Annotated in this window: 17 protein-coding genes and 1 pseudogene; 10 read left to right on the plus strand and 8 right to left on the minus strand. The window is 74.6% G+C overall.

The genetic code is table 11. From position 1 onward, the window contains the following. Both HCN56_RS12610 and HCN56_RS12615 read left to right on the plus strand, forming a co-directional pair. The coding region (locus tag HCN56_RS12610) for a polysaccharide deacetylase family protein (protein ID WP_209312654.1) at nt 1-794 on the plus strand (794 nt) is incomplete at its 5' end. 311 nt (nt 795-1,105) lie between these two features. Next, nucleotides 1,106-3,397, plus strand: coding sequence for a catalase (locus HCN56_RS12615; RefSeq protein WP_167970451.1), 2,292 nt, complete (start codon nt 1,106-1,108; stop codon nt 3,395-3,397). 90 nt (nt 3,398-3,487) lie between these two features. On the opposite strand, the gene HCN56_RS12620 is transcribed toward HCN56_RS12615, so the two are convergent. After that, nucleotides 3,488-4,024 (minus strand): cysteine hydrolase family protein, encoded by a 537-nt coding sequence (locus HCN56_RS12620; protein ID WP_209312655.1) that lies wholly within the window; start codon nt 4,022-4,024, stop codon nt 3,488-3,490. Nucleotides 4,025-4,218: 194 nt separating this feature from the next. Here HCN56_RS12620 and HCN56_RS12625 point away from each other — a divergent pair, with 194 nt between their 5' ends. Both HCN56_RS12625 and HCN56_RS12630 read left to right on the plus strand, forming a co-directional pair. Next, the gene (locus HCN56_RS12625) at nt 4,219-5,328 is read left to right on the plus strand and encodes an NAD-dependent epimerase/dehydratase family protein (protein ID WP_167970455.1); all 1,110 of its coding nucleotides are present in this window, start codon (nt 4,219-4,221) and stop codon (nt 5,326-5,328) included. Between the two features lie 200 nt (nt 5,329-5,528). Beyond that, a pseudogene (locus HCN56_RS12630) lies at nt 5,529-5,933 on the plus strand (CBS domain-containing protein); the annotation flags it as partial. Nucleotides 5,934-5,976: 43 nt separating this feature from the next. Here HCN56_RS12630 and nrfD read toward each other — a convergent pair. The 4 genes from nrfD to HCN56_RS12650 form a co-directional block, all read right to left on the minus strand. Next, nucleotides 5,977-6,894 carry an NrfD/PsrC family molybdoenzyme membrane anchor subunit gene (nrfD, locus tag HCN56_RS12635; protein WP_167970479.1) on the minus strand — a complete coding sequence of 306 codons (918 nt, stop codon included), beginning with the start codon at nt 6,892-6,894 and terminating at the stop codon, nt 5,977-5,979. Nucleotides 6,895-6,989: 95 nt separating this feature from the next. Continuing rightward, nucleotides 6,990-7,997: a 4Fe-4S dicluster domain-containing protein gene (locus HCN56_RS12640; RefSeq protein ID WP_167970457.1), complete on the minus strand. Its 1,008-nt coding sequence runs from the start codon at nt 7,995-7,997 to the stop codon at nt 6,990-6,992. Beyond that, a complete protein-coding gene (gene fdh, locus HCN56_RS12645; protein WP_209312656.1) occupies nt 7,994-11,275 on the minus strand; it encodes a formate dehydrogenase in 3,282 nt (1,093 codons plus the stop codon). Before fdh ends, HCN56_RS12640 begins: the two co-directional genes overlap by 4 nt. Before the next feature lie 93 nt (nt 11,276-11,368). Continuing rightward, nucleotides 11,369-11,992, minus strand: a complete 624-nt coding sequence (locus HCN56_RS12650; RefSeq protein ID WP_167970459.1) for a flavodoxin family protein — start codon at nt 11,990-11,992, stop codon at nt 11,369-11,371. 258 nt (nt 11,993-12,250) lie between these two features. Here HCN56_RS12650 and HCN56_RS12655 point away from each other — a divergent pair, with 258 nt between their 5' ends. Genes HCN56_RS12655 through HCN56_RS12665 form a run of 3 tightly spaced genes read left to right on the plus strand, consistent with a single transcriptional unit; the run spans nt 12,251 to nt 14,254 of the window. Beyond that, complete coding sequence (locus HCN56_RS12655; protein ID WP_167970461.1) at nt 12,251-12,985, plus strand: HemK2/MTQ2 family protein methyltransferase; 735 nt, start codon at nt 12,251-12,253, stop codon at nt 12,983-12,985. A gap of 13 nt (nt 12,986-12,998) precedes the next feature. Beyond that, a complete protein-coding gene (locus tag HCN56_RS12660; protein WP_167970463.1) occupies nt 12,999-13,223 on the plus strand; it encodes a CDGSH iron-sulfur domain-containing protein in 225 nt (74 codons plus the stop codon). Further along, on the plus strand, nt 13,220-14,254 hold the full coding sequence (locus HCN56_RS12665; protein ID WP_167970465.1) for an iron-containing redox enzyme family protein: 1,035 nt from the start codon (nt 13,220-13,222) through the stop codon (nt 14,252-14,254). The genes HCN56_RS12660 and HCN56_RS12665 overlap by 4 nt, the downstream gene beginning before the upstream one ends. Before the next feature lie 118 nt (nt 14,255-14,372). Here HCN56_RS12665 and HCN56_RS12670 read toward each other — a convergent pair whose 3' ends face one another. Beyond that, on the minus strand, nt 14,373-14,846 hold the full coding sequence (locus tag HCN56_RS12670; RefSeq protein ID WP_167970467.1) for a DUF5709 domain-containing protein: 474 nt from the start codon (nt 14,844-14,846) through the stop codon (nt 14,373-14,375). A gap of 334 nt (nt 14,847-15,180) precedes the next feature. Here HCN56_RS12670 and HCN56_RS12675 point away from each other — a divergent pair, with 334 nt between their 5' ends. From HCN56_RS12675 to HCN56_RS12685, 3 genes are all read left to right on the plus strand, one after another. Next, entirely contained in the window at nt 15,181-16,473 is a 1,293-nt protein-coding gene (locus tag HCN56_RS12675) for a zinc-dependent alcohol dehydrogenase (RefSeq protein ID WP_167970469.1), read from the plus strand. 49 nt (nt 16,474-16,522) lie between these two features. Further along, entirely contained in the window at nt 16,523-16,744 is a 222-nt protein-coding gene (locus HCN56_RS12680; RefSeq protein ID WP_167970471.1) for a hypervirulence associated TUDOR domain-containing protein, read from the plus strand. Nucleotides 16,745-17,422: 678 nt separating this feature from the next. After that, nucleotides 17,423-17,872 (plus strand): ABC transporter permease, encoded by a 450-nt coding sequence (locus HCN56_RS12685; protein ID WP_167970473.1) that lies wholly within the window; start codon nt 17,423-17,425, stop codon nt 17,870-17,872. A 1,206-nt stretch (nt 17,873-19,078) separates the two neighbouring features. On the opposite strand, the gene HCN56_RS12690 is transcribed toward HCN56_RS12685, so the two are convergent. After that, on the minus strand, nt 19,079-19,465 hold the full coding sequence (locus tag HCN56_RS12690; RefSeq protein WP_167970475.1) for a DUF2795 domain-containing protein: 387 nt from the start codon (nt 19,463-19,465) through the stop codon (nt 19,079-19,081). 141 nt (nt 19,466-19,606) lie between these two features. After that, nucleotides 19,607-20,935 (minus strand): NAD(P)/FAD-dependent oxidoreductase, encoded by a 1,329-nt coding sequence (locus HCN56_RS12695; RefSeq protein ID WP_312871209.1) that lies wholly within the window; start codon nt 20,933-20,935, stop codon nt 19,607-19,609. Nucleotides 20,936-21,075: the final 140 nt, after the last annotated feature.

Raw genomic sequence — 21,075 nt, forward strand, 5'->3', positions numbered from 1 at the left:
GCCGGGATCCGGACGCCCACTGGCCCCGGGTGCCCGGTGGACCGCTGGTCGAACCAGCGGCCCCCGGACGGATCGGGGCCGCGCGGGCGCGGTCGGCCCAGGTCGCGTGGAGCCTCGTCCGGCGCGCCGAGGCGCTGCACGACGGCACCCGGGCGCGGCCCGCGCTGCTCGCCGGCGGGCCGGTCTTCCGGCTCCCGGCCGACGACGCCGACGGTGCCGACGACGCCGGCGGGCCGGGAGGGCCGCAGGTGGCGCTCACCGTGGACGACGGCCCCGATCCCCGCTGGACGCCCCGGCTGCTGGACGTGCTCGACGCGCACGGCGTGCGCGCCACGTTCTTCGTGATCGGCGAACGGGCCGCCCGCCACCCGGAGCTGCTCCGCCGGACGCTGGCGGCCGGACACACCCTCGCCAACCACAGCCACACCCACCCCCAGCCGTTCGCCGCCCTGCCGCCGGCGGCGATCGAGGCGGAACTGCGCCGCACCCAGCAGGCCATCCTCGACGCGACGGGGCAGGCGCCGCAGCTCTTCCGCGCCCCGGCCGGCGGCTGGTCCCGGTCGGTGCTGGCCGCGGCCCGGGGGCTCGGCCTCACCCCGGCCGACTGGAGCGTGGACCCCAAGGACTGGCGTGCACCGCCCGCGGCGCGGATAGCCCGGACCGTGCTGGGCGCAGGCCCCGGTGACATCATCCTCTGCCACGACGGCGGGGGCGACCGCTCGGGGACGGTCAGCGCACTGGCCACCGCGCTCGGGACACTGCGCGACCGGGGCGTGCGGTTCCGCACCCTGTGACGCCCGCTGCCGCCGCCTTCAGGCGGCGGCAGGCCCGCCTCCGCGCGGGGCGCCCGCGACGGCGCGGCGCGCCGGACGCCCTCCCCGGTCGGCGGACGACTCGACCAGCCGCTGCCGCCGCCACTGTGCGCCGTCCGGTGGGGGTTGGCGCGGCGCTGCGTCAACGGCGGCGGGAGGGGTACTCGGTGCGCGTCCGACGAACGCCCCGTCACCCGGACGGCTCCACAAGGCACCGGGCCGGGGCGGGCACCGCGGGGGGTGCGCCGTGGCGCACCGCCCGGCCCACCGTCCGCCACACGCACGGAGCGATCATGCGCGAGAAGAACCCCCTGAAGGCCGCAGTCGAGAAGGCCGCCGACACGCTGCGCGAGCCCTCCGACGGGCCCGAGGAGGGCGTGCCGGGCAAGCCCGCAGCCCGGACCCCCTCGCTGGAGCAGCCCACCCGGCCCGTCGAGCCGCTGCCCCCGAAGGCCGACCAGACCGGCCCCGCCGAGGTCAGCCCCACCGGCCAGGAACTGAGCGGCGACCCCGCGGAAGCCGCGCAGGCGGGCGCCCACCTCACCACCGCCCAGGGCACCCGGCTGTACGACACCGACCACTCCCTCAAGGCGGGGGAGCGGGGGCCGGTGCTGCTGCAGGACCACCACCTGCGGGAGAAGATCACCCACTTCGACCACGAACGCATCCCGGAGCGGGTGGTGCACGCCCGGGGTGCCGCCGCCCACGGCGTCTTCGTCGGGTACGGCACCGCCGGGGACGTCTCCCGGGCCGCCTTCCTGGCCGAGGGCGTCGCCACCCCCGTCTTCACCCGCTTCTCCACGGTGCTCGGCTCACGGGGGTCGGCGGACACCGTGCGCGACACCCGCGGCTTCGCGGTGAAGTTCTACACCGACGAGGGCGTCTTCGACCTGGTCGGGAACAACATCCCGGTCTTCTTCATCCAGGACGCCATCAAGTTCCCCGACATCATCCACGCCGGGAAACCCCACCCGGACCGTGAGATCCCCCAGGCGCAGAGCGCCCACGACACGTTCTGGGACTTCGTCAGCCTTCACACCGAGGCCACGCACCACACGCTGTGGAACATGTCCGACCGCGGCATCCCCCGCTCCTACCGGATGATGGAGGGCTTCGGCGTCCACACCTTCCGCCTCGTCAACGCCGCGGGCGCCACCACGCTGGCGAAGTTCCACTGGAAGCCCAAGCTCGGCGTCCATTCCCTGCTCTGGGAGGAAGCCCAGGTGATCAACGGCGTCGACCCCGACTTCCACCGCCGGGACCTCGCCGACGCCATCGAGGCGGGGGCACACCCGCAGTGGGAGCTCGGTCTCCAGACCTTCCCCGACACCGAGGACCAGATGTTCGAGGGCATCGACCTCCTCGACAGCACCAAGATCGTCCCCGAGGAGCTCGCCCCGGTCCAGCCCGTCGGGGTGCTGACGCTCAACGCCAACGTCTCGAACTACTTCGCCGAGACCGAACAGGTCGCCTTCCACGTCGGGCACCTGGTGCCGGGCATCGACGTGACGGACGACCCGCTGGTCGCCGGGCGCCTGCACTCCTACCTGGACACGCAGATCTCCCGGCTCGGCGGGCCGAACTTCGCGCAGCTCCCCATCAACCGGCCGCACGTCCCCGTCAACGACATGCTGCGGGACGGCCGCCACCAGAGCGCGGTCCACCGGGGCGTCGCGCCCTACCGCCCCAACTCGCTGGACGGCGGCTGCCCCTTCCTGGCAGGCGCGACCGAGGGGGCGTTCGTCGAAGCCCCCGTCACCGTGCCGGAGGCGTCCAAGGTCCGCCGCGCGCCCGCCTCGTACGACGACCACTTCAGCCAGCCCCGCCTGTTCTGGCTCAGCATGACCCCGGTCGAGCGCGAACACATCATCTCCGCCTACACCTTCGAGCTCAGCAAGTGCTACGAGCAGGCGGTGAAGGAGCGCACCCTGCGCGTCCTGGCCAACATCGACCCGGTGCTGTGCCAGGAGGTCGCCACCGGCCTCGGCCTCCCTGCGCCGGAGGCGACCGTCGAACTCGGCACGCCGGCGCCGAGCCCCGCACTCTCCCAGCTGCGCGGCACCTGGCCGGGAGACGGCCGGGTCGTCGGGATCGTCGCCGACGCCGACAGCGACCTGGCAGGGGTGCGCACCGTGCGGGAGGCCGCGCTGGCAGCCGGCATGGTGCCGCTGGTCATCGCTCCCACCGGCGGGGTCCTGGACCCGGACGGCGACCCGGTCACGGTGCAGCGCTCGTTCACGGCGGCGCGTTCGGTCGAGTTCGACGCCGTCCTGCTGGCGGGTGTACCGGCGGCGGGCAAGGACGCCTACGGCGCCCGGGACGCCCGCGCGGCGCGGGCCGCGGGCGCAGGCGCGGTGCCGCGCGGCGGCACCGACCCACGCGTGGTGCTGATGCTCACCGAGGCGTTCCGGCACAACAAGGTGGTCGGCGGCTGGGGCGATGTCGCAGCGGTCCTCGAACAGGCCGACGTCTCGCCGGGCGGGCCGGGGGTGGTGACCGGTACCGACGCCGGGGCCGTCTTCGACGCGCTCGCTGAGCTGCTCGGCGCGCACCGGGTCTGGGACCGGTTCCCCGCGGGGGTCTGACCGTCCGGACGGCACCACGGCCGGTGCGCCCGCACCCGCGGCGACGGGGCGGCGCACCGGCCGCGGCACGCGGTGCGGCGGCCGGTGTCCTCAGAAGGCCACGGTCGGTCCGGTGCAGATGTCGGCGCCCATGTTCCGCTCCATCATCCGCAGCGCCGGCTCGGCCAGGTCGCGATGGATGTGCGCCACGCAGTCCGCCGGCACCGTCACCCGCAGCCGGCGGATGTGGGCGTCCAGGGCCGAGTACAGCACGCACTGCTCCGTGACCTGGCCGCACAGCACCACATGGTCGACACCCATCTGCGAGAGCAGGTAGCTCATGGGCGTCTCGTAGAAGATCGAGTGCCGCGCCTTCACGACGAAGAGCGACGCGTCGTCCGGCACGATCGGCTCGACCAGCTCCGCGTAGCGGCCGGCCAGACAAGCGCTGACGATCTCACCGTGGTGGGAGCGCCACTGGCCGAAGTTGTCGTTGGCGTACACCACCGGTACGTCCTCGGCCCGGGCCCGCTCGATCAGACGGGTGAGCGGGGGAAGCGCCTCCCGCGCGGAGGGCACCAGCAGCTCGGCATCCGCGTGGTCGTAGGTGTTGATCATGTCGATGACGATGAGAGCGCTCTTCCCCATACGGCCCATCGTGGCATCACGCGGCCGCCGCAGCCGGTACGACGTGCCCGGGTTTGGCTGCCGGGCGAGCGGCAACCCGGCGGAGGTCACCGCGGCCCGGTCGGTTCGCCCGGTCACCGCCGCGACCGACCCCGTCCCGGCGCCCCGCCCGCGCCCCGACACCCGCGCAGGGAACGACGACGGAGGAGAACGAGATGACCCAGCAGCAGGCCCGGCCCGGACTGAGGGTGGTCGTGGTCGGTGCGACCGGCAACATCGGCTCCGCCGTCGTCGAGGCGCTGGGGAGGGACGACCGGATCGGGTCCGTGCTGGGGATCGCACGGCGCCCGACCTCCTGGCGCCCCGCCGGGACCGACTGGGAGACGGCGGACATCGGCGCGCACGGCAGCGTCCCCGACCTCGTGGACGCCTTCCGCGGCGCGGACGTCGTGATCCACACCGCCTGGCTCATCCAGCCCAGCCGCGACACCGCCGTCACCTGGGCGACCAACGTCCTCGGCACCGCCCGGGTACTGCGTGCCGTCGCCCTGGCGGAGGTCCCGGCCCTTCTGTACGCCTCCTCGGTCGCCGCCTACTCACCCCGCCGCCCGGGGGAGCGCCCCGCCCCGGCCGACGAGAACCATCCGACGCACGGCTGGCCCACCGTCGCCTACAGCAGGGAGAAGGCCTATGTCGAGCGCCTGCTCGACGTCTTCGAGCTGCGGAACCCCGGGACGCGCGTCGTGCGGATGCGGCCCGGATTCGTCTTCCGCCGAGCCGCCGCCATGGAGCAGCGGCGCCTCTTCGCCGGGCCGCTGGTGCCGCATCGGCTGGTGCGCTCCGCTCTCGTCCCGGCCGTCCCCTTGGTGCCGGGCGTCGTCCTGCAGACGGTGCACGCACGTGACGTGGCTGACGGGTTCCTGCGCGCCGCCCTGCGGCAGGAGGCGCGGGGGGCGTACAACCTCGCGGCGGAACCCCCTCTGACGACGGCGGACTTCGCCGCCCTGTTCGACGCCCCGGCCCCGCGGGTGCCGTACCGGGCCGTCCGCGCGGCCCAGGCGCTCGCCTACCGGGCACGCGCGGTGCCCAGCCCCCCGCAGCTGCTGGACGCGCTGCGCCGACTGCCGGTGATGTCCACCGAGCGGGCGCGCTCGGAGCTCGGCTGGCGTCCCACCGTCGGGGCAGCCGACGCCGTGGCCGAGATGCTCGCCGGGCTTCGCGACGCCGCGGGCGGTCCGACCGCTCCGCTCCGGGAGCGGGTGCCGGGCGGCAGAGCGCGGGAGGTCGCCACGGGTGTGGGACGCCGGGACGACCTGCCCGGGTGACTCCGCCGCTCCTCCTCGGCCGAGGCGGTGGTGCCGCCACCGTCCCGCGTCGGCCCGCGCGCCCCCGATCCGTCCGGGGGCCGCTGGTTCGACCAGCGGTCCACCGGGCACCCGGGGCCAGTGGGCGTCCGGATCCCGGCCGCCCACCGCCCCGGCCGGCGGCCGAACGGCCCCGGAGACGACGAAGGAGAGGCTCAGCGATGACGACAGCACGCGAGATCATGACCCCGGACCCGGTCTGCGCCGACGGCGACGCCTCCGTCCTGTCGGTGGCGGCGACCATGCGCGAGGAGGGACTCGGGGCACTCCCGGTGTGCGAGGGCGACAGGCTCCGCGGAGTCGTCACCGACCGCGACATCGTCATCGGTGTCATCGGCCAGGGTGACGACCCCGCCACGGTCACCGCCGGCGACCTGGTCACCGGGGAGGCCGTGACCATCGGGGCCGACGACGACGTGGAGGAGGCCATGACCACCATGACCGAGCACGGCGTGCGCCGCCTGCCGGTCATCGACGGCACCCGGCTGGTCGGGGTCGTCGCCCAGGCGGACATCGCCCGGGCCCTTCCCGACCCGCAGGTGGGCACGTTGGTGGCGGCGCTGTCCCGTCCCCGGCCCGCTGACCGGGCCGGGCCGGGGCGCGCAGTCGTCAGCCGGCCGCGTCCGGCTGCTGTTCGGCGCGCTCGGCGAGCCGGGCGCGCTGCGGGCCCACCGTGTGCGCCGGGTCCTGAGCAGAGGCGACGCCGGCGGCGAACACCCCGAACCGGGTGCACACCGACCCGGCCAGCAGCGCCGCGCCGGCCCCCACCCCCGCGGCGCGGAACCGCCCCGACGCCGGGGCGAGCGCGGCGCCCACCGCGGTCAGCACCCGCGCCGCCCGCAGCAACCGCCCCGCCCGCCCCTCCGAGAGCGTGGTCGCCACCGAACCCAGCCGGCGGCGCATCAGATGATCGGCCGCCGCCTCGCCCACCGCCCCTAGAACCGCCGTGGCCCGGGCGACGCCGGTCTCGGACCGCGGCCCCAGCAGCAGCGCAGCGCCCGACGCCGCGGCAAGCGCCGACCCGGCGAAGACGTAGGGCAGCTCCCGGTGCGCGCCGTGCCACGCGGGCACAGCGGTGTCGGCGGCCAGGACGGCCGTGTACGTCGCGACCGCCGGGCCCAGGAAAGCGGCCCCGCCGGTGGCGGCCGCACCGGCCCGCGGCGCCCTACCCGTCACGGCCGACAACGCCGCGGCGCCGGCGAACGGCCCGTAGACCGCCAGCAACCAGGAGCCGACGCTCATCGGCGAGGACGGCTTGACGACGCGCAACATGTGCGTGAACCGCGAGGGGACGCCGAGGTCGTGGATGAGGGCCGCGGTGGCCAGCCCCACCGACCCGACGGCGGTGACCTTCAACGCCGCGGCCGTCCGGTGCGCCCCGCCGGCGTGCAACGCGGCGGCCAGCACCGAACCCGCCCCGGCCAGCCCGCCGAGGAAGAAGTAGCCGGCGATGTCGCGGGCCTCCCAGGCGGGCGCCTTGACGACCGGACGACCGTAGTAGCTGTCGAAGGAGGCACGTTCCACCATGAGCTGCTCGCCGCCGCCGCGCCGGCGGCTCTCCGGCGGGGAAGCGGCGTGCCCCGCTGCGCTCTGCCCGCCGTTCGCGGCGGACCCGTGGTCGGTCATGCGCTTGCCTTCCGTCGTGCGGTCACCGCGGTCACCGCGGTCGCCGCGGCCGAGGCGCCGACCGCGCAGAGGAGTGCCACCCCGGCTGCCGCGGCGTGGCGCCACATCCGGGGAAGGTCGCGAGTCGTCACCTGCGGGTCCGGCGGCAGGCCGTAGACCTCGGGTTCGTCCAGCAGGAGGAAGAACGCCCCGTCGCCCCCGACCCCGTCGTCCGGGTCATGGCCGTAGAGCCGCGCCTCGGGGACACCGGCGTCGTGCAGGGCGTCGAGCCGCTGCGCGGCCCGCTCCCGCAGTTCGTCGAGCGGCCCGAACTGGATCGACTCGGTCGGGCAGGCCTTCGCGCAGGCCGGTTCCATCCCCGCGCCCAATCGGTCGTAGCACATCGTGCACTTGAACGCCCGGCCGTCGTCCGGCCGTTGCTCGATGACACCGTAGGGGCAGGCCGGCACGCAGTAGCCGCAGCCGTTGCAGATGTCGTCCTGCACCACCACCGTCCCGAACTCCGTCCGGAACAGCGCCCCCGTGGGGCACACGTCGAGACAGGCCGCGTGGGTGCAGTGCTTGCAGACGTCGGACGACATCAGCCAGCGGATCTTCGACCCCGGAGGCTCCTCCGCTGCGTCCCCGCCGGGGGCCGAGGCCGGCTCGACCGGGGTGAGGCCGAGCAGCGGGCGGTCCCCGGGAGCGACCGCCCCGTCCGGCGCTCCGCCGGACGCCCCGTCCGGCACCGTCTGCTCGACGAAGGCGACGTGCCGCCAGGTGGAGGCGCCGAGCTCCCGGGTGTTGTCGTACGACATCCCGCTCAGCGAGAAGCCGTCGGCGGGCAGCGCGTTCCACTCCTTGCAGGCCACCTCGCACGCCTTGCACCCGATGCAGACGGAGGTGTCGGTGAAGAAGCCGACCCGCTCGGGCGGGTCCGTGTACCCGCTCGCCCGCGCCGGGTCGTGCGGCTCCGCGGCCCCATCGCCTCCCGGTCGGCGCGTCTTGTCCTCTGCCGCTGTCATCGCCTGTCCCCTTCCGGTGTGTCGAGACCGCCGGTGGTACGGGTGACCCCGGCCCGCCGCCGGTACTCCGCGACCAGCGCCGGCAGCGCCGGCCCGCGCGGTCTGCGGCCCGGCAGGATGTCCGCGGTGAGCGCCTTGTCCTCCTGGATGTGCGCGTTCGGGTCCTGGACCACCGCCGTGAGTTCGTTGGCGGCGTCACCCGTCACCAGGCCGTTGGGCCCCCAGTGGAAGGGCACACCGATCTGGTGCACCACCCGGCCCTGCACGGTCAGGGGCGTCATCCGCCGGGTCACCAGCACCCGTGCCTCGATGGCGTTGCGGGCGGTCACGAGCGTCGCCCAGCCGCCGTGCTCCAGCCCGCGCTCGGCCGCCAGCGCGGGGGAGACCTCGCAGAACAGCTCCGGTTGCAACTCGCTGAGGTAGGGCGACCAGCGGCTCATGCCGCCCGCGGTGAAGTGCTCGGTGAGCCGGTACGTCGTCACGACGTACGGGTAGACGGCGGCGCCCGGTTCGTCCGGCCCCGGGTGGTAGCGGTTCTCCGGCCGGCTGCTCTGCAGCAGCACCGGCGACCGGCCCCGCCGTGGGTACAGCGCGTTGGGGACGGGGGAGTCCTGCGGCTCGTAGTGGGTCGGCATCGGGCCGTCCAGCAGCCCCGAGGGCGCGTAGAGCCACCCCTTGCCGTCGGCCTGCATGACGAACGGGTCGTCACCGCGCAGGGCCGCCACCCCCACCGCGTCCTCGGCCGGCACGTGGTCGGGGGCGAGCCCCGGTGGGAAGTCCGCGACGTCGTGCCCCACCCAGGCGCGGCGCTCCCCGTCCCACCACACGTAGGCCTTCCGCTCGCTCCACGGCGTGCCGTCCGGGGCGGCGGAGGCCCGGTTGTACAGGATGCGCCGGTCCGCCGGCCACGCCCAGGCCCACTCCCGGGCGGTCCACTCCATCTCCTGGTGCGGGCGGCGACGGGCGGCCTGGTTCACCCCGTCGCGGTAGACGCCGCTGTAGATCCAGCAGCCGCAGCGGGTGGAGCCGTCGTCGCGCAGCCCGGTGTAGTCCGTCAGCGGTGAGCCGTCCGGGCCGGTGCCGTTGATCTCGGCGAGGACCGCCTCCGCGGACGGCTCGTCGTGCGGCCCGGAGACCGGGTAGTCCCACGTCAGGTCGAGCAGGGGCCGGTCCATCGGGTCGGTGGAGCCCCGCAGCCGCTCCTTGATCCGGCGTCCCAGGTGGTACATGAACCACAGGTCGCTGCGGGCGTCGCCCTCCGGCTCCACCGCCGCGTCGTGCCACTGCAGCCAGCGGTTGGTGTTGGTGAAGGAACCCGACTTCTCGGTGTGCGCGGCGGCGGGGAAGAAGAAGACCTCGGTCTCGATGTCCTCCGTCCGCAGCTCGCCCGACTCGATCTCCGGGCCGTCCTGCCACCAGGTCGCGGACTCGATGAGCGAGAAGTCGCGCACGACCAGCCAGTCGAGCGCCGCCATTCCCATCCGCTGCATCCGGGAGTTGGCCGAGCCGACGGCCGGGTTCTCACCCATCAGGAAGTAGCCCTTGCACGCCCCGTCGATCTGGGCCCGCACCGTGGCGTAGGTGTCGTGCGCGCCCGTCAGGCGCGGCAGGTGGTCGAAGCAGAAGTCGTTCTCCGGCTGCGCGGCGTCGCCGTACCAGGCCTTGAGGAGGCTCACCACGTACGACCGCATCTCGTGCCAGTAGCCCTTGCCGGTGCGGGCGGAGTCGATCCAGCTGTCCAGGTTCTGGTGCGCGCGGTGGTGCGGCATCGGGATGTAGCCGGGCAGCAGGTTGTACAGCGTCGGGATGTCGCTCGACCCCTGGATGGAGGCGTGGCCGCGCAGCGCCTGGATGCCCCCGCCCGGTCTGCCGATGTTCCCCAGCAGCAGCTGGAGCACGCTCGCCGCGCGGATGTACTGGCTTCCGGTCGTGTGCTGTGTCCACCCGACCGCGTAGACGAACGCCGAAGTGCGTTCCCGGCCGGAGTTGGCGGTGAGGTCCCGGCAGACCCGCAGGAACAGCTCCTGCGGCACCCCGCAGACCTCCTCCACCAGCTCCGGCGTGTACCGGGCGTAGTGGCGCTTCAGCACCTGGTACACGCACCGCGGGTGCCGGAGGGTGTCGTCCCGGTGCGGACGGGGCGCCGCGACGGCGCCGCCCGAGCCGTGGGTCTCCGCGCCGCCGGCGCCCTGCGTGGCGGGGTCGTCGGAGGAGTCCTGGGTACGGCGGTCGGCGACCGGTTCCCGCGTCCCGGCCGACGCCTGCACCGGGGAGTCCTCGTACTGCCAGGTGGCCGGGTCGTAGGTGTGCGCCGCCTCGTCCAGGCCGGAGAAGACCCCGTCGAGGTCCTCCGTGTCGCGGAACCCCTCGCTCACCAGGTGGGCGGCGTTGGTGTAGGCGGTGACGTACTCGCGGAAGTCGGCCTCGTTCTCCAGCACGTACCGGATGACGCCGCCCAGGAAGGCGATGTCGGAACCGGCGCGCAGCGGCACATGGTAGTCGGCGAGCGCGCTGGTGCGGGTGTGCCGCGGGTCCACGTGGATGACGCGCGCCCCCCTGGCCTTTGCCTCCATCACCCACTGGAAGCCGACGGGATGCGCCTCTGCGAAGTTGGACCCCTGGATGACGATGCAGTCCGCGTGCTGCAGGTCCTGCATGAAGGTCGTGGCGCCGCCCCGGCCGAAGGAGGTGCCCAGCCCGGCCACGGTGGAACTGTGGCAGACGCGGGCCTGGTTCTCCACCTGGACGACGCCCAGCCCGGTCAGCAGCTTCTTGATGAGGTAGTTCTCCTCGTTGTCGAGCGTGGCACCGCCCAGGCTCGCTATGCCCATCGTCCTGCCGACCCGTGTCTCCTCGTGCTCCCACTCCCAGCCTTCGCGCCGCGTCCGCACGACTCGCTCGGCCACCATGTCCATGGCCGTCTCCAGGTCGATCGGCTGCCAGTCGCCCGCGCCCGGCGGCCGGTACAGGCACTGGTGGCGGCGAGCGGCGCCCGTGGTGAGTTGCAGGGTGGCGGCGCCCTTCGGGCACAGGCGGCCGCGGCTGATGGGGGAGTCGGGGTCGCCCTCGATCTGGACCACCCGGTCGTCGCGGACGTGCACCTCCTGGCCGCACCCGACGGCGCAGTAGGGGCAGACCGACTTCACCACCCGGTCCGCCCCGGCGGTGCGTGGCGTCAGACAACGGGACCGGGGCGAGGCGGCGGCACTGCCCCGCCCCGTGGGGTCGCCGCCGGTCAACTGGCGGTACACGGGCCACTCACCGAGCAGCCGACGCAGGTCACGCACGGGGGTCTCCGTTCGTCGCAGCACGGGCGGGGCCGCGTCCCGCGCGCCCCCGGCGGGGAGCGCGGCGCGGGGCGGCCGACGCCCTCAGGAGGGAGGCGCGGGGAAGGGGCGTTCCCGCAGGACACGGGCGAGGTGTGCGGCGGTCGAGGCCAGTGCCGCGGAGGTCGACCGGACCTTCTCCGGGGTCTCCGCCAGGTCCTGGTAGTCGGTGCCCTGCATCGCCTCGCCGACCCAGTAGGTGACGGCCTGCGGCGGAAGGGTGAAGCCGATGTCGCTCAGCCCCTGGAACAGGTCGGCGGCCACCTTGTGCGCGCCGTCCTCGTTGCCGACGACGGCGACAGCGCCGACGCGGCCCGACAGGAGGGGGCGTCCCTCGTCGTCCGTCTCGGAGATGTCGGCGTTCAACCGTTCCAGCACGCGCTGCGCGACGCTGGAGGGATGGCCCAGCCAGATGGGCGTGGCGAGCAGCAGGATGTCGCAGGCGAGAACCCGCTCCCGGAGGGCGGGCCAGTCGTCGCCCTCGCCGACGTCCACCGCCACCCCCGGCGGAATGGTGTGGTCGGCGGCGCGGACGAGCTCGGTCGTGGCCCCCTCGGCGGCGAGCAGTTCCAGCACCTGCTCGGCGAGCAGCTGGCTGCTGGACGCGGCGGGGGAGCGGTTCAGGGTGCAGACGACGGCGAGCGCGCGCAGTGGCGGAGTGGTTGTCATGGGTCGCCGGGTCACCCGCCGAGCGGTGCCTGAACCACGCCGGGCCGACAACTCACCCGAACGCCGCACCACCGCGCCGCGAGGTTTGAGCGCGGCGATCCTGGTCACTCCGGTTCCGGCGCCGCATGGCGCCGCATGGCGCCGCATGGCGCCGCACCCGGGCCGCCCCGCCCGACCCGATCCGGGCACGGCGCCCGCCCCTCCGACCGCACCGCCCTTCCCCGCACTTCGCCCACCTCCCGACAGGGGGAGCACCCCATGGCCCATCAGGACGCGCTCAGAAGACCACCGCGCGCGCCATCCGCGCCGCCGCCCGCCACCGCGGCCGCACCTGCCCGCACCGCCAGGCTGCTGCGGTTGCCCGGCGTCTACCGGCCCCAGGCGGACACGCTGCTGCTCGCGGGTGCCATGCGCCGCGAGGGCATCCTCCCCGGGATGGAGGTCCTGGACCTCTGCACCGGCAGCGGCGCGCTGGCGCTGCACGCCGCCCGACTCGGCGCCCGCGTCACGGCCGTGGACATCAGCCGACGCGCCGTCGCCTCCGCCCGGCTGAACACCGCACTCGCGCGGCTGCCGGTCTCCGTGCGCCGGGGCGACCTGCTCTCGGCGCTCCGCGGTCGTGCCTTCGACGCCCTGATCAGCAATCCGCCCTACGTTCCGGCACCCGCGGACTCCCCGGCCCGGTTGGGAGCCGGCCGCGCCTGGAACGCCGGCCCCGACGGACGGCTGGTGCTGGACCGCATCTGCGACGGCGCCGCCGCCGCGCTGCGTCCCGGGGGGATTCTGCTGCTGGTGCAGTCGCACCTCAGCGGCCCGGAGGCCACCGTGGACCGCCTCGCCGCGGCCGGTATCGGCGCCGCGGTGTGCGACCGGGTCACGGTGCCCTTCGGACCGGTGCTGCGCGGGCGCGCGCGATGGCTGCGCGCCCAGGGGCTGCTCTCCCACGAGGTGGGGGGCGAGGAACTGGTGGTGATCCGTGGCCGCAAGGGATGAGGCGCCTCGCCGGGTGACGGTGGACCGTCAGGGCCCGGTGCTGGTGGAAGGCCCCGTCGAGGTCGTGGCGGCGGACGGCACCGTCACCCGCTCCGACCGGTTCGTCGTCGCGCTGTGCACCTGCCGACGCAGCCGCAGCCAGCCCTGGTGCGACACCAGCCACCGCCGTCGCCGCCGCGACGGCGGCCCACCGCGCGGGGCCGACGGGCCCTGCCCTGACGGGGAGGAGCCGCTGTGACAGCTCCGCCCCCTACGGCAGAGCCGGACGCCCACGCCGCGCCCCGGCTGCCGTCCGCCCGCGGTGAGTTGAGCCGTGCGGTGCTGGCGCGCCTCGCGGGGCGGGACGCGGCCCTGCCCGACGCCGCCGCCGTCGGCGACGCCGATCCCTACGGCGACGACCTGCAGCTGCTGCTGTACGTCCTCTACGAACTGCACTACCGGGGGTTCGCCGGGGTCGAGGACTCCCTCGAGTGGGACCCGGCCCTGCTGCGGGTGCGGGGAGCGGCCGAGGAGGTGTTCCTCCGAGCCCTCCGCCGGGACGCCGGCACGGGCTCCACCGATGTCGCCGCGGCCGTCGCCGACCTGCTGGTGGAACCGGTCACCGACGACGGGACCGGCGTCAGCCACCATCTGGAGCGCGCCGGGGAGCTCTGGCAGCTGCGGGAGTACGCGGCGGTGCGCTCGCTCTACCACCTGAAGGAGGCCGACCCCCACCTGTGGGTCGTTCCCCGGCTGCGGGGCCGGGCCAAGGCCGCCATGGTGGCGGTGGAGTTCGACGAGTTCGGCGCCGGCCGCGCGGAGGACGTGCACGCGCGCCTGTTCGCCGACCTCATGGTGAACCTCGGACTCAGCACGGCGTACGGGCGGTACCTGGACGCCGCCCCGGCCCCCGCCCTGGCCGTCGTCACCCTGATGTCGCTCCTCGGGCTCCACCGGCGGCTGCGCGGCGCGCTGGTCGGGCACTTCGCCACCGTCGAGATCACCTCCTCCCCGGGGTCGCGGCGGCTGGCGGCCGCGATGCGACGTGCCGGGGCGGGGCCGGCGGCCGAGCGGTTCTACGACGAGCACGTGGAGGCCGACGCCGTCCACGAGCAGCTCGTGCGCCGCGAGGTGATCGGCGGCCTGCTCGCGGACGAACCGGAGCTCGCCGGGGACGTCGTGTTCGGAATCGAGGTGACCGAGTACCTCGAAGCGGTGCTGGCCCGCCATCTGCTGGCCTCGTGGCGCGACGGCCGGTCGGCACTGCGCGATCCGCAGCGTCAGCGCTGACCCGCGACGCAGCACGGCGGCCGCCGGGGCACCCCGGGCGGCCGCCGTGCCGGAACGTGCGGCCCCCGTCCGTTGCGTGGCGCGTCCGTTGCGTGGCGTGGGACCCGCCTCCGATGAGTCAGATGTCCGCGTCCTTGTCGGCGGGTTCGTCGGTGAGGTGCACCGCTGCCTCCTCGGCCGAGGCGGCCCCGCCGTCGATGCCGACGTCCTCGGCGAGGACATCGGTGTCGCGCCCCGTGGTGTCCGCCACCTCGGCCAACCGACCGGCCCGCTCCGCGCCCAGCTCGCGCTCGCGCGCCTCCCCCTCACCCTCGCGCAGGTCCCCGATGCCGTCGCCCTCCGGTGGGGTGACGTCGGGGACCTCCTGCGCCAGCCGCTGGTCGAGGGTTTCGCCCTCGCGTTCCTCGGCGGCGGTCGTGCCGAACTTCTCCACGCCCAGCGGGCGCTCCGGGGGCGAGTAGCCCTCCGCCATCCGGTCGTCCAGCCCGCGCTCGTCGAGGGTGTTCTCCAGATCGGGCTGGTCGTCCGACGGCAGGCTCCCGTCGTCCTGCTGGGGCTGGTAGACGTCGTCGCCGCGTGCCTCGTCCGTCATCACAGTGCTCCTCGGTTCTCGATGTCCCGTCGCCGTGGGCGGTCGGCGTGGGCGGTCGGCGCGCACGGCCCTGCCGGCGGGGGCACCGCGCGCCCTGGGCGCCGCAGGTCGATCATCCGTCCGGCCACGCCGATCCGCGAGCCGGAGCGCGCACGGCCCGGACCGCTCCGCAGCGGCGGCTACCCGGCCTCCGCCCTCCGAAGCATCCCCGCACTCCGACCCGCCGCGGGACGGGCGGACGAGCACAGTGCGGTAGCGGGGACGGTGCCGTTTCGCCCGGCGGCGCGCCGGGCACCCGGCGGTGCCCCGACGCCGACCGACGAAGGACATGCTCATGAAGGCCGTTGTGTGGCACGCAGTAGGCGACATCCGCCTGGACGACGTGCCCGACCCCTCCATCCAGGACCCCCACGACGCGATCGTCCGCATCACCACCTCCGCGATCTGCGGCACCGACCTGCACTTCGTCCGCGGCACCATGCCCGACATGAAGGAGGGCCGGGTGCTCGGCCACGAGGCGGTCGGAGTCGTGACGGAGGTCGGCCCCGAAGTGCGGAACTTCCGCCCGGGGGACCGCGTGGTGATCCCCTCGACCGTCGCCTGCGGGACCTGCAGCTACTGCCGCGCCGGCTACTACGCGCAGTGCGACAACGCCAATCCCCCGCGAGGCGGGACCGTCTTCTTCGGCGGTCCGCAGAGCGCCGGCGGTCTGGACGGCCTCCAGGCCGAGTACGCCCGCGTCCCCTTCGCCCACGTCGGGTTGGTCCCCCTGCCCGAGACGGTGGACGACGCGCAGGCGATCATGCTCTCCGACATCTACCCGACCGCCTGGTTCGGCGCACGGCTCGCCGAGATCGGCAGCGGCGACACCGTCGCGATCGTCGGCGCGGGGCCGGTGGGGCAGGCCGCTGTGGCCTGCGCGCGGCTCCAGGGCGCGGGCCGCGTCATCGTCGTCGACGGGGTCGCGGACCGTCTGGACCTGGCCCGCCGCCAGCACGCGGAGGTCATCGACTTCAACCGGGAGGACCCGGTGGAAGCCGTCCTGGAACTCACCGGAGGAATCGGCGTCGATCGCGTGATCGAAGCGGTCGGGGTCGACGCCCAGCGCCCGGCCCACGGGCCCGCCGCGGTGACGGACGAGGAGGCCCACCGGTTCGACGAGGAACGCGACGCGATCGCCCCGGACCAGAACCCCGACGGCGACACCTGGGTCGCCGGTGACGCGCCCTCGCTCGCGGCGCGCTGGTCGGTGCGCATGGTCGCCAAGGGGGGCACCGTCGGCTTCGTCGGCGTCTACCCGCCGCAGGTCCAGCAGTTCCCGTTCGGCGAGGCGTTCATGAAGAACCTCACCCTGCGGATGGGCAACTGCAACCACCGCCGCTACATTCCGCGGCTCGTCTCCATGGTGGGCTCCGGGGAGCTGGATCCGACGCCGCTGATCACGCGTTGGGCCGGGGAGCGGGACGTCATCGACGCCTACCGCACCTTCGACCGGCGGGAGGCGGGGTGGACGAAGGTGGCCCTCGGGCTGGACGAGCACGGCGCCGTCGCCCCCGGCCTCGGCACCGGGTCGGGCACCGGAACCGCGACCACCGCCGGAGGTCGCGCCGGCCCCGGAGGGGCATGACCGCCCGGAGCCGGCGGACGGCACCGGGGCACGAGAGAGGAGAGACCCCATGGCGGACAAGGACAAGAAACTCACCAAGGGGGACCACGTCACGTGGCAGAGCCACGGGAAGGACATCGGCGGCACCGTCGTCCGCCGGATCGAGCGACGCACCGAGGCCGGGGGCCGCACCGTCGACGCCTCGCGGGAGGAACCCCAGTACGAGGTGAAGAGCGACAAGAGCGGCCGGACCGCGGTCCACAAGCCGGAGTCCCTCCGCCGGAGCGACTGACCGACGCGCCGTCCCCCGGCCCTGGCCGGGGTGACGACGGCCGACGGGTGCCGCTCCGGCGAGCGGAACGGCACCCGTCGCGTCGGTCGCGGCGGGTGCCGCGGAGCGCGGTGGGGGCCGCCCCATGGCGGCGCTACGGCTACCGAGTCCAGGAAGGCCGTCTCTACGTGCTCCCTGGCTGGACCGAGGTGGTCAGAGAACCGCGCCCCGGCACGACGCCCACCCCTGACCGGCCGGCCGCGCCCTACGCTCAGCGCCTCGCCGAACGTGTCCGCCGCAGGCACGTGCCGCCGGTCGACAACGCCCGCGCGTATCCGTGACGGTCATCGGCGTCCGTCCTCTCGCCCTCGCGGGACGTCGCCGGGGACGCTCCGCGACGTCGAACGGCAGCGCCGGTCGGGCCGCTGACCATCGCCACCCGAGAGGGACCTGCGGTCCCTCAACAGCCAGGGCTTCCTGCTGCGGGGGACACCGGGCAGCGCTCCGGAGCCGGTACGGGTGCTTGCGGTCGTGGACGACGGAGACGACCTGCCGCGGGCGTGGGTCCCGTTGCCGGAGATACAAGCCCGGGCCGGATCAGCGCCGCAGGCACAACTCCAGATCCTTGCCCGCACCCCTACCGGGAGTGGAGCGGCCCGCGACGTTCTCGCCCGGGCCACCGAAAGCCACGCGGTGCCGTTGACGGGAGCAATCGTCCGCGTCGACACCGTGGACGACCTGGCCTCCACCCTGGCGATGCTGCGCGGGATCTTCTTCGGCGTCGGCGCGATCACCCTCACTGTGGGGGTGATCGGCGTCCTCAACATCGGGTTGGCGAGTCTGAGGGAACGGGCCGAAGAACTCGCTCTGCGTCGCGCTCTGGGAGCGCGTCGTTCGGACGTCGCGATCCTGGTGCTGGCAGAGTCCGTCCTCATCGGACTCCTCGGCGCGGCCACCGCAATCGCCGGCGCAACCGGCCTCTTCCACACCCTGGTACCCGCCTTGTGGGGCAGCGCCGGCAACGTGGGCTTCCCACTCTCCGCCGGCTTCGCCGGGCTTGCAGCCGGTGCCCTGGCCGGCCTGGCGGGCGGCGCAGTCCCCGCGCTGCGCGCAGCGCGGCTTCCGATCGCCACGGTCATGCGGGCCTGACCGGCCAGCGCCCCTCCTTGCGGCCATGCGCCGGCGGAAAAGTGCGGTCTCAGGACCCACTCGGCAGCTGTGCGGCCGGGCCGTCGTGCTCTCGGGCGGACTCAGTCAGGTCGAGGGTCTTGCCCCGTTCGAGTGCGGTGGGTGGAGGAGGTGGCGGTCGCCCAGGGGCTGCTCGAGAGTGACGTAGGCGCTTTCGGTGGCGCGGAGGTCCAAGGGGCACACCGTTCCTTCCGGGAGGGGCGCGTAGGACCGCAGTGGGGTGATCTCGACGTGGTCCGCCGTCTCGGTGATCCGGACTCCGCTCATCTCGTACTCGCAGGTGGGTTGAGAGCGGTACCAGAAGTGGATCTGTCGCCCGTCGTCGGAGAGCTCGGCGAACCACCACTGACCGGTCGCCGCCCCTGCCCGCTCTCCCGCTGCGGCGACGGGTGCCGGGCGGCGCTCGTTCTCGGGGGAAGCGGCGCGGCACCGTGTGGAGGGTCAGCGGCCAGGGTGTCGACGAGGGCCGGCCCGAGGACCGGCGGCAGGTGAACGTGCTCCCGCGAGGTACCTCCGCCCGAGCAGGCTGCCAGCAGGAACACCAGCGCAAGCGGTGCGGCGGATGCTGCCGGCCGCCCGGCACCGGTGGGACGCCTCGTGCGGCCGGCCATGCGGTCCTCAGCCCGATCGCCCATCGGTTCGTCCTCTGCTCGGAGACGACCAGCAACGTGCTGGTCGATCGCAGAAATGATGCCCGCCGCTTCGACGCGGTTGTCGGGAGCGTAGCGGACCATCGGCCCCCACCACGGTCGCCGTTGCCCACCGCAGGCATTCGCGTGGCCTGGTGGCCTATGGCGTCTCCATGCGTCAGGCGGAACCCGGGGATCTCCAGCACGATCCCCGTGGACGGTGAAATGCGACTCGGGACCCTGAGAAGTAGCCAGGGCTGTTCCCTGCGGTCCTGGAACCGGCCGAGGCAGGGCGGACACGCGCAAGAACGTATCGCCAGGTCCGGGCGCCCCGGTAACAGTCACCTGGCCCGTGCCACATTCGCGGGAGGGCTGGCTCGTCACTGAGCCGCGTGCGGCTTCCTGTGGGTGTGGAGGAGCGATGGCGAGCACGGGTCCCGACCCGGGGCCCCGGCGGGCGGGGCAAACGGCGCGGGTGGGGGAACGTGGCCGCCGGGCGGCCGGGGCCCGGCGGGGGCCGAGCCCCCGCCGGTGCCGACTACCGGGTCCGCGGCTCGGGGCCGAGGGCGGAGGCCAGTTCGTGGACGGTGTCGTACTGCTCGTCGGGCGGCAGCACCGCCAGCGACTCGACCAGCTGGTCGGGCGCGTGCATGCTGCGCAACGTGTCCACCAGGGCGTCCCGCCCCGCCGGGAACGAAGTCCGCCCCAGGTATCGGGCGAGTTCCAGCCGCAGCCGCTCGGGTGGGCCGTCGCCGGCGGCGCCGCCGACCGGGTCCTCGGCGACCTCCGGGTCGTCGTCGGCCGGCGGTTCGGCACGCAGCCCCTCGGCCGTCCGCGGCGAGGAGGTCGCCTTCAGATCCCCCTGGAGCTCACGCTTCATCTCGTCGTCCCGGAGGGGTCCGGTCTTGTCACTGCGGTCGGTCATGGCGCCTCCTGGGCGAGGTCGGTGGTGCCCCCGGCTTCGGGGCCTGGCCCTGCCGGGTGCCCCTGGCACCGGCCCGGAAACGAGGCGTTTCGCCCGACGGCCCGGGTGTTTCGCGCAGCGGCCCGGGGATGTCGCCCGGCGTCACGTCCGCGCGGTCCGCGGCCGGGCCCCGTCGGACGGCGCGGTCGTCTCCAACGACACCGCGTCCGGCGGGACGAGCCCGAGCTGTACCCCGTGACGCGGCAGCACCGCGTCCAGCGCCCAGTCCGCAGCGACCCGCGCCCGGTTACCCGGCTGCGAGAGGAGGTGGTAAGCACGGGTGACCGCCGCGGCGGGCAGCCCGGACAGCGGGAGCTTCAGCGGGTTGGCGGCCGCGTCTTTGCCCCCGAGGTCGACCATGAAGCCCAGGTCGTGGTGGACGTACTCCCGTTCGGTGCCGTGCCCGAAGGAAGCCGCGATGTTGTGGGCCGCCAGCTTCCCCTGCCGGTGGGCGTGCTGGGCCGTCATCGCGGTCGCCTCGCCGGTGCGGGTCAGGTCGGGCACCGCGGCTGCGTCCCCGCACGCGAACACCTCGGGTCGGCCCGGTACGCGGAGCGTGGACTCCACGCACAGCCGGCCCCGCTCCGTGGGCAGCCCCAGGGACTCGACGAACGGGTCGGGCCGCACCCCCACGCACCACACCAGGGTGCGGCTGGGGACGAAGTCACCGTCGCTGAGGTGCACCCCGGTGGCGGTCGCCTCCGCCACGGAGGTGCCCGTGCGGATGTCCACCCCTCGCGAGCGCAGCACCCGGTCGGCGGTGGACGACAGCCGCGGGTCGAGTTCGGGAAGCACCCGGTCGGCGATGTCCGCCAGCAACCACCTCGGGCGGGGCCCCGCCCGTAGGACGCTGTCGTGGCGGTGGAGCGCGTCGGTCAGCCGGACGCCCTGCGCCGTCACCTCCGTGCCCGTGTATCCGGCGCCCACGACGACGAAGGTGGTGCGTGCCCGCCGCTCCGCCGGGGAGGAGGCCGCGCTCGCCATCTCGACCTGCCGGGTGATGTGGTCCCGCAGGTGCAGCGCCTCCGCGATGCCGCGGAAACCGTGCGCGTGCTCGCTGATGCCCGGGATCGGCAGCAGCTTGTTGACGCTGCCGACGGTGAGGACCAGCCTGTCGTACCCGAGCCGGCCGCGGCGGCCTTCGGGATCGGTCCACCCGACCGTCCGGCCGTCCAGGTCGATCTCGTCCGCCTCGCCGAGGATCAGGCGTGCCCCGGGCAGTGTGCCGGTCAGCGAGACGGTCACCCGTCGCGGTTCCAGCGCCCCGCCGGCCACGTCGGGCAGGAGAGGGAGGTAGAGGAAGTAGTCGTTCGGGTTGATGATGACGATGTCGGCGGCGCCGTTGGCACGCCGCAGCAGCGTGCGGGCGCACTGGTAACCGGCGAAGCCGGCGCCGACGATCACGATGCGGGGGCGTCGGGTGGTCAACACGTCCTCCAGGGTCGGGCGGGTGGCAGGGCGGGAGCGGTGGTGCCGCGGGGCGCGCGGTCACGCGGGAGAGGCCGTCTCGGCGGCCGCCCGGCGCGGGGCCACGCTCCGGGGCGCCGCGGTGGCCTGCGGGCGGCCGGGCC

The organism is Streptomyces lonarensis (assembly GCF_012033735.1).
Taxonomy (GTDB): Bacteria; Actinomycetota; Actinomycetes; order Streptomycetales; family Streptomycetaceae; genus Streptomyces; species Streptomyces lonarensis.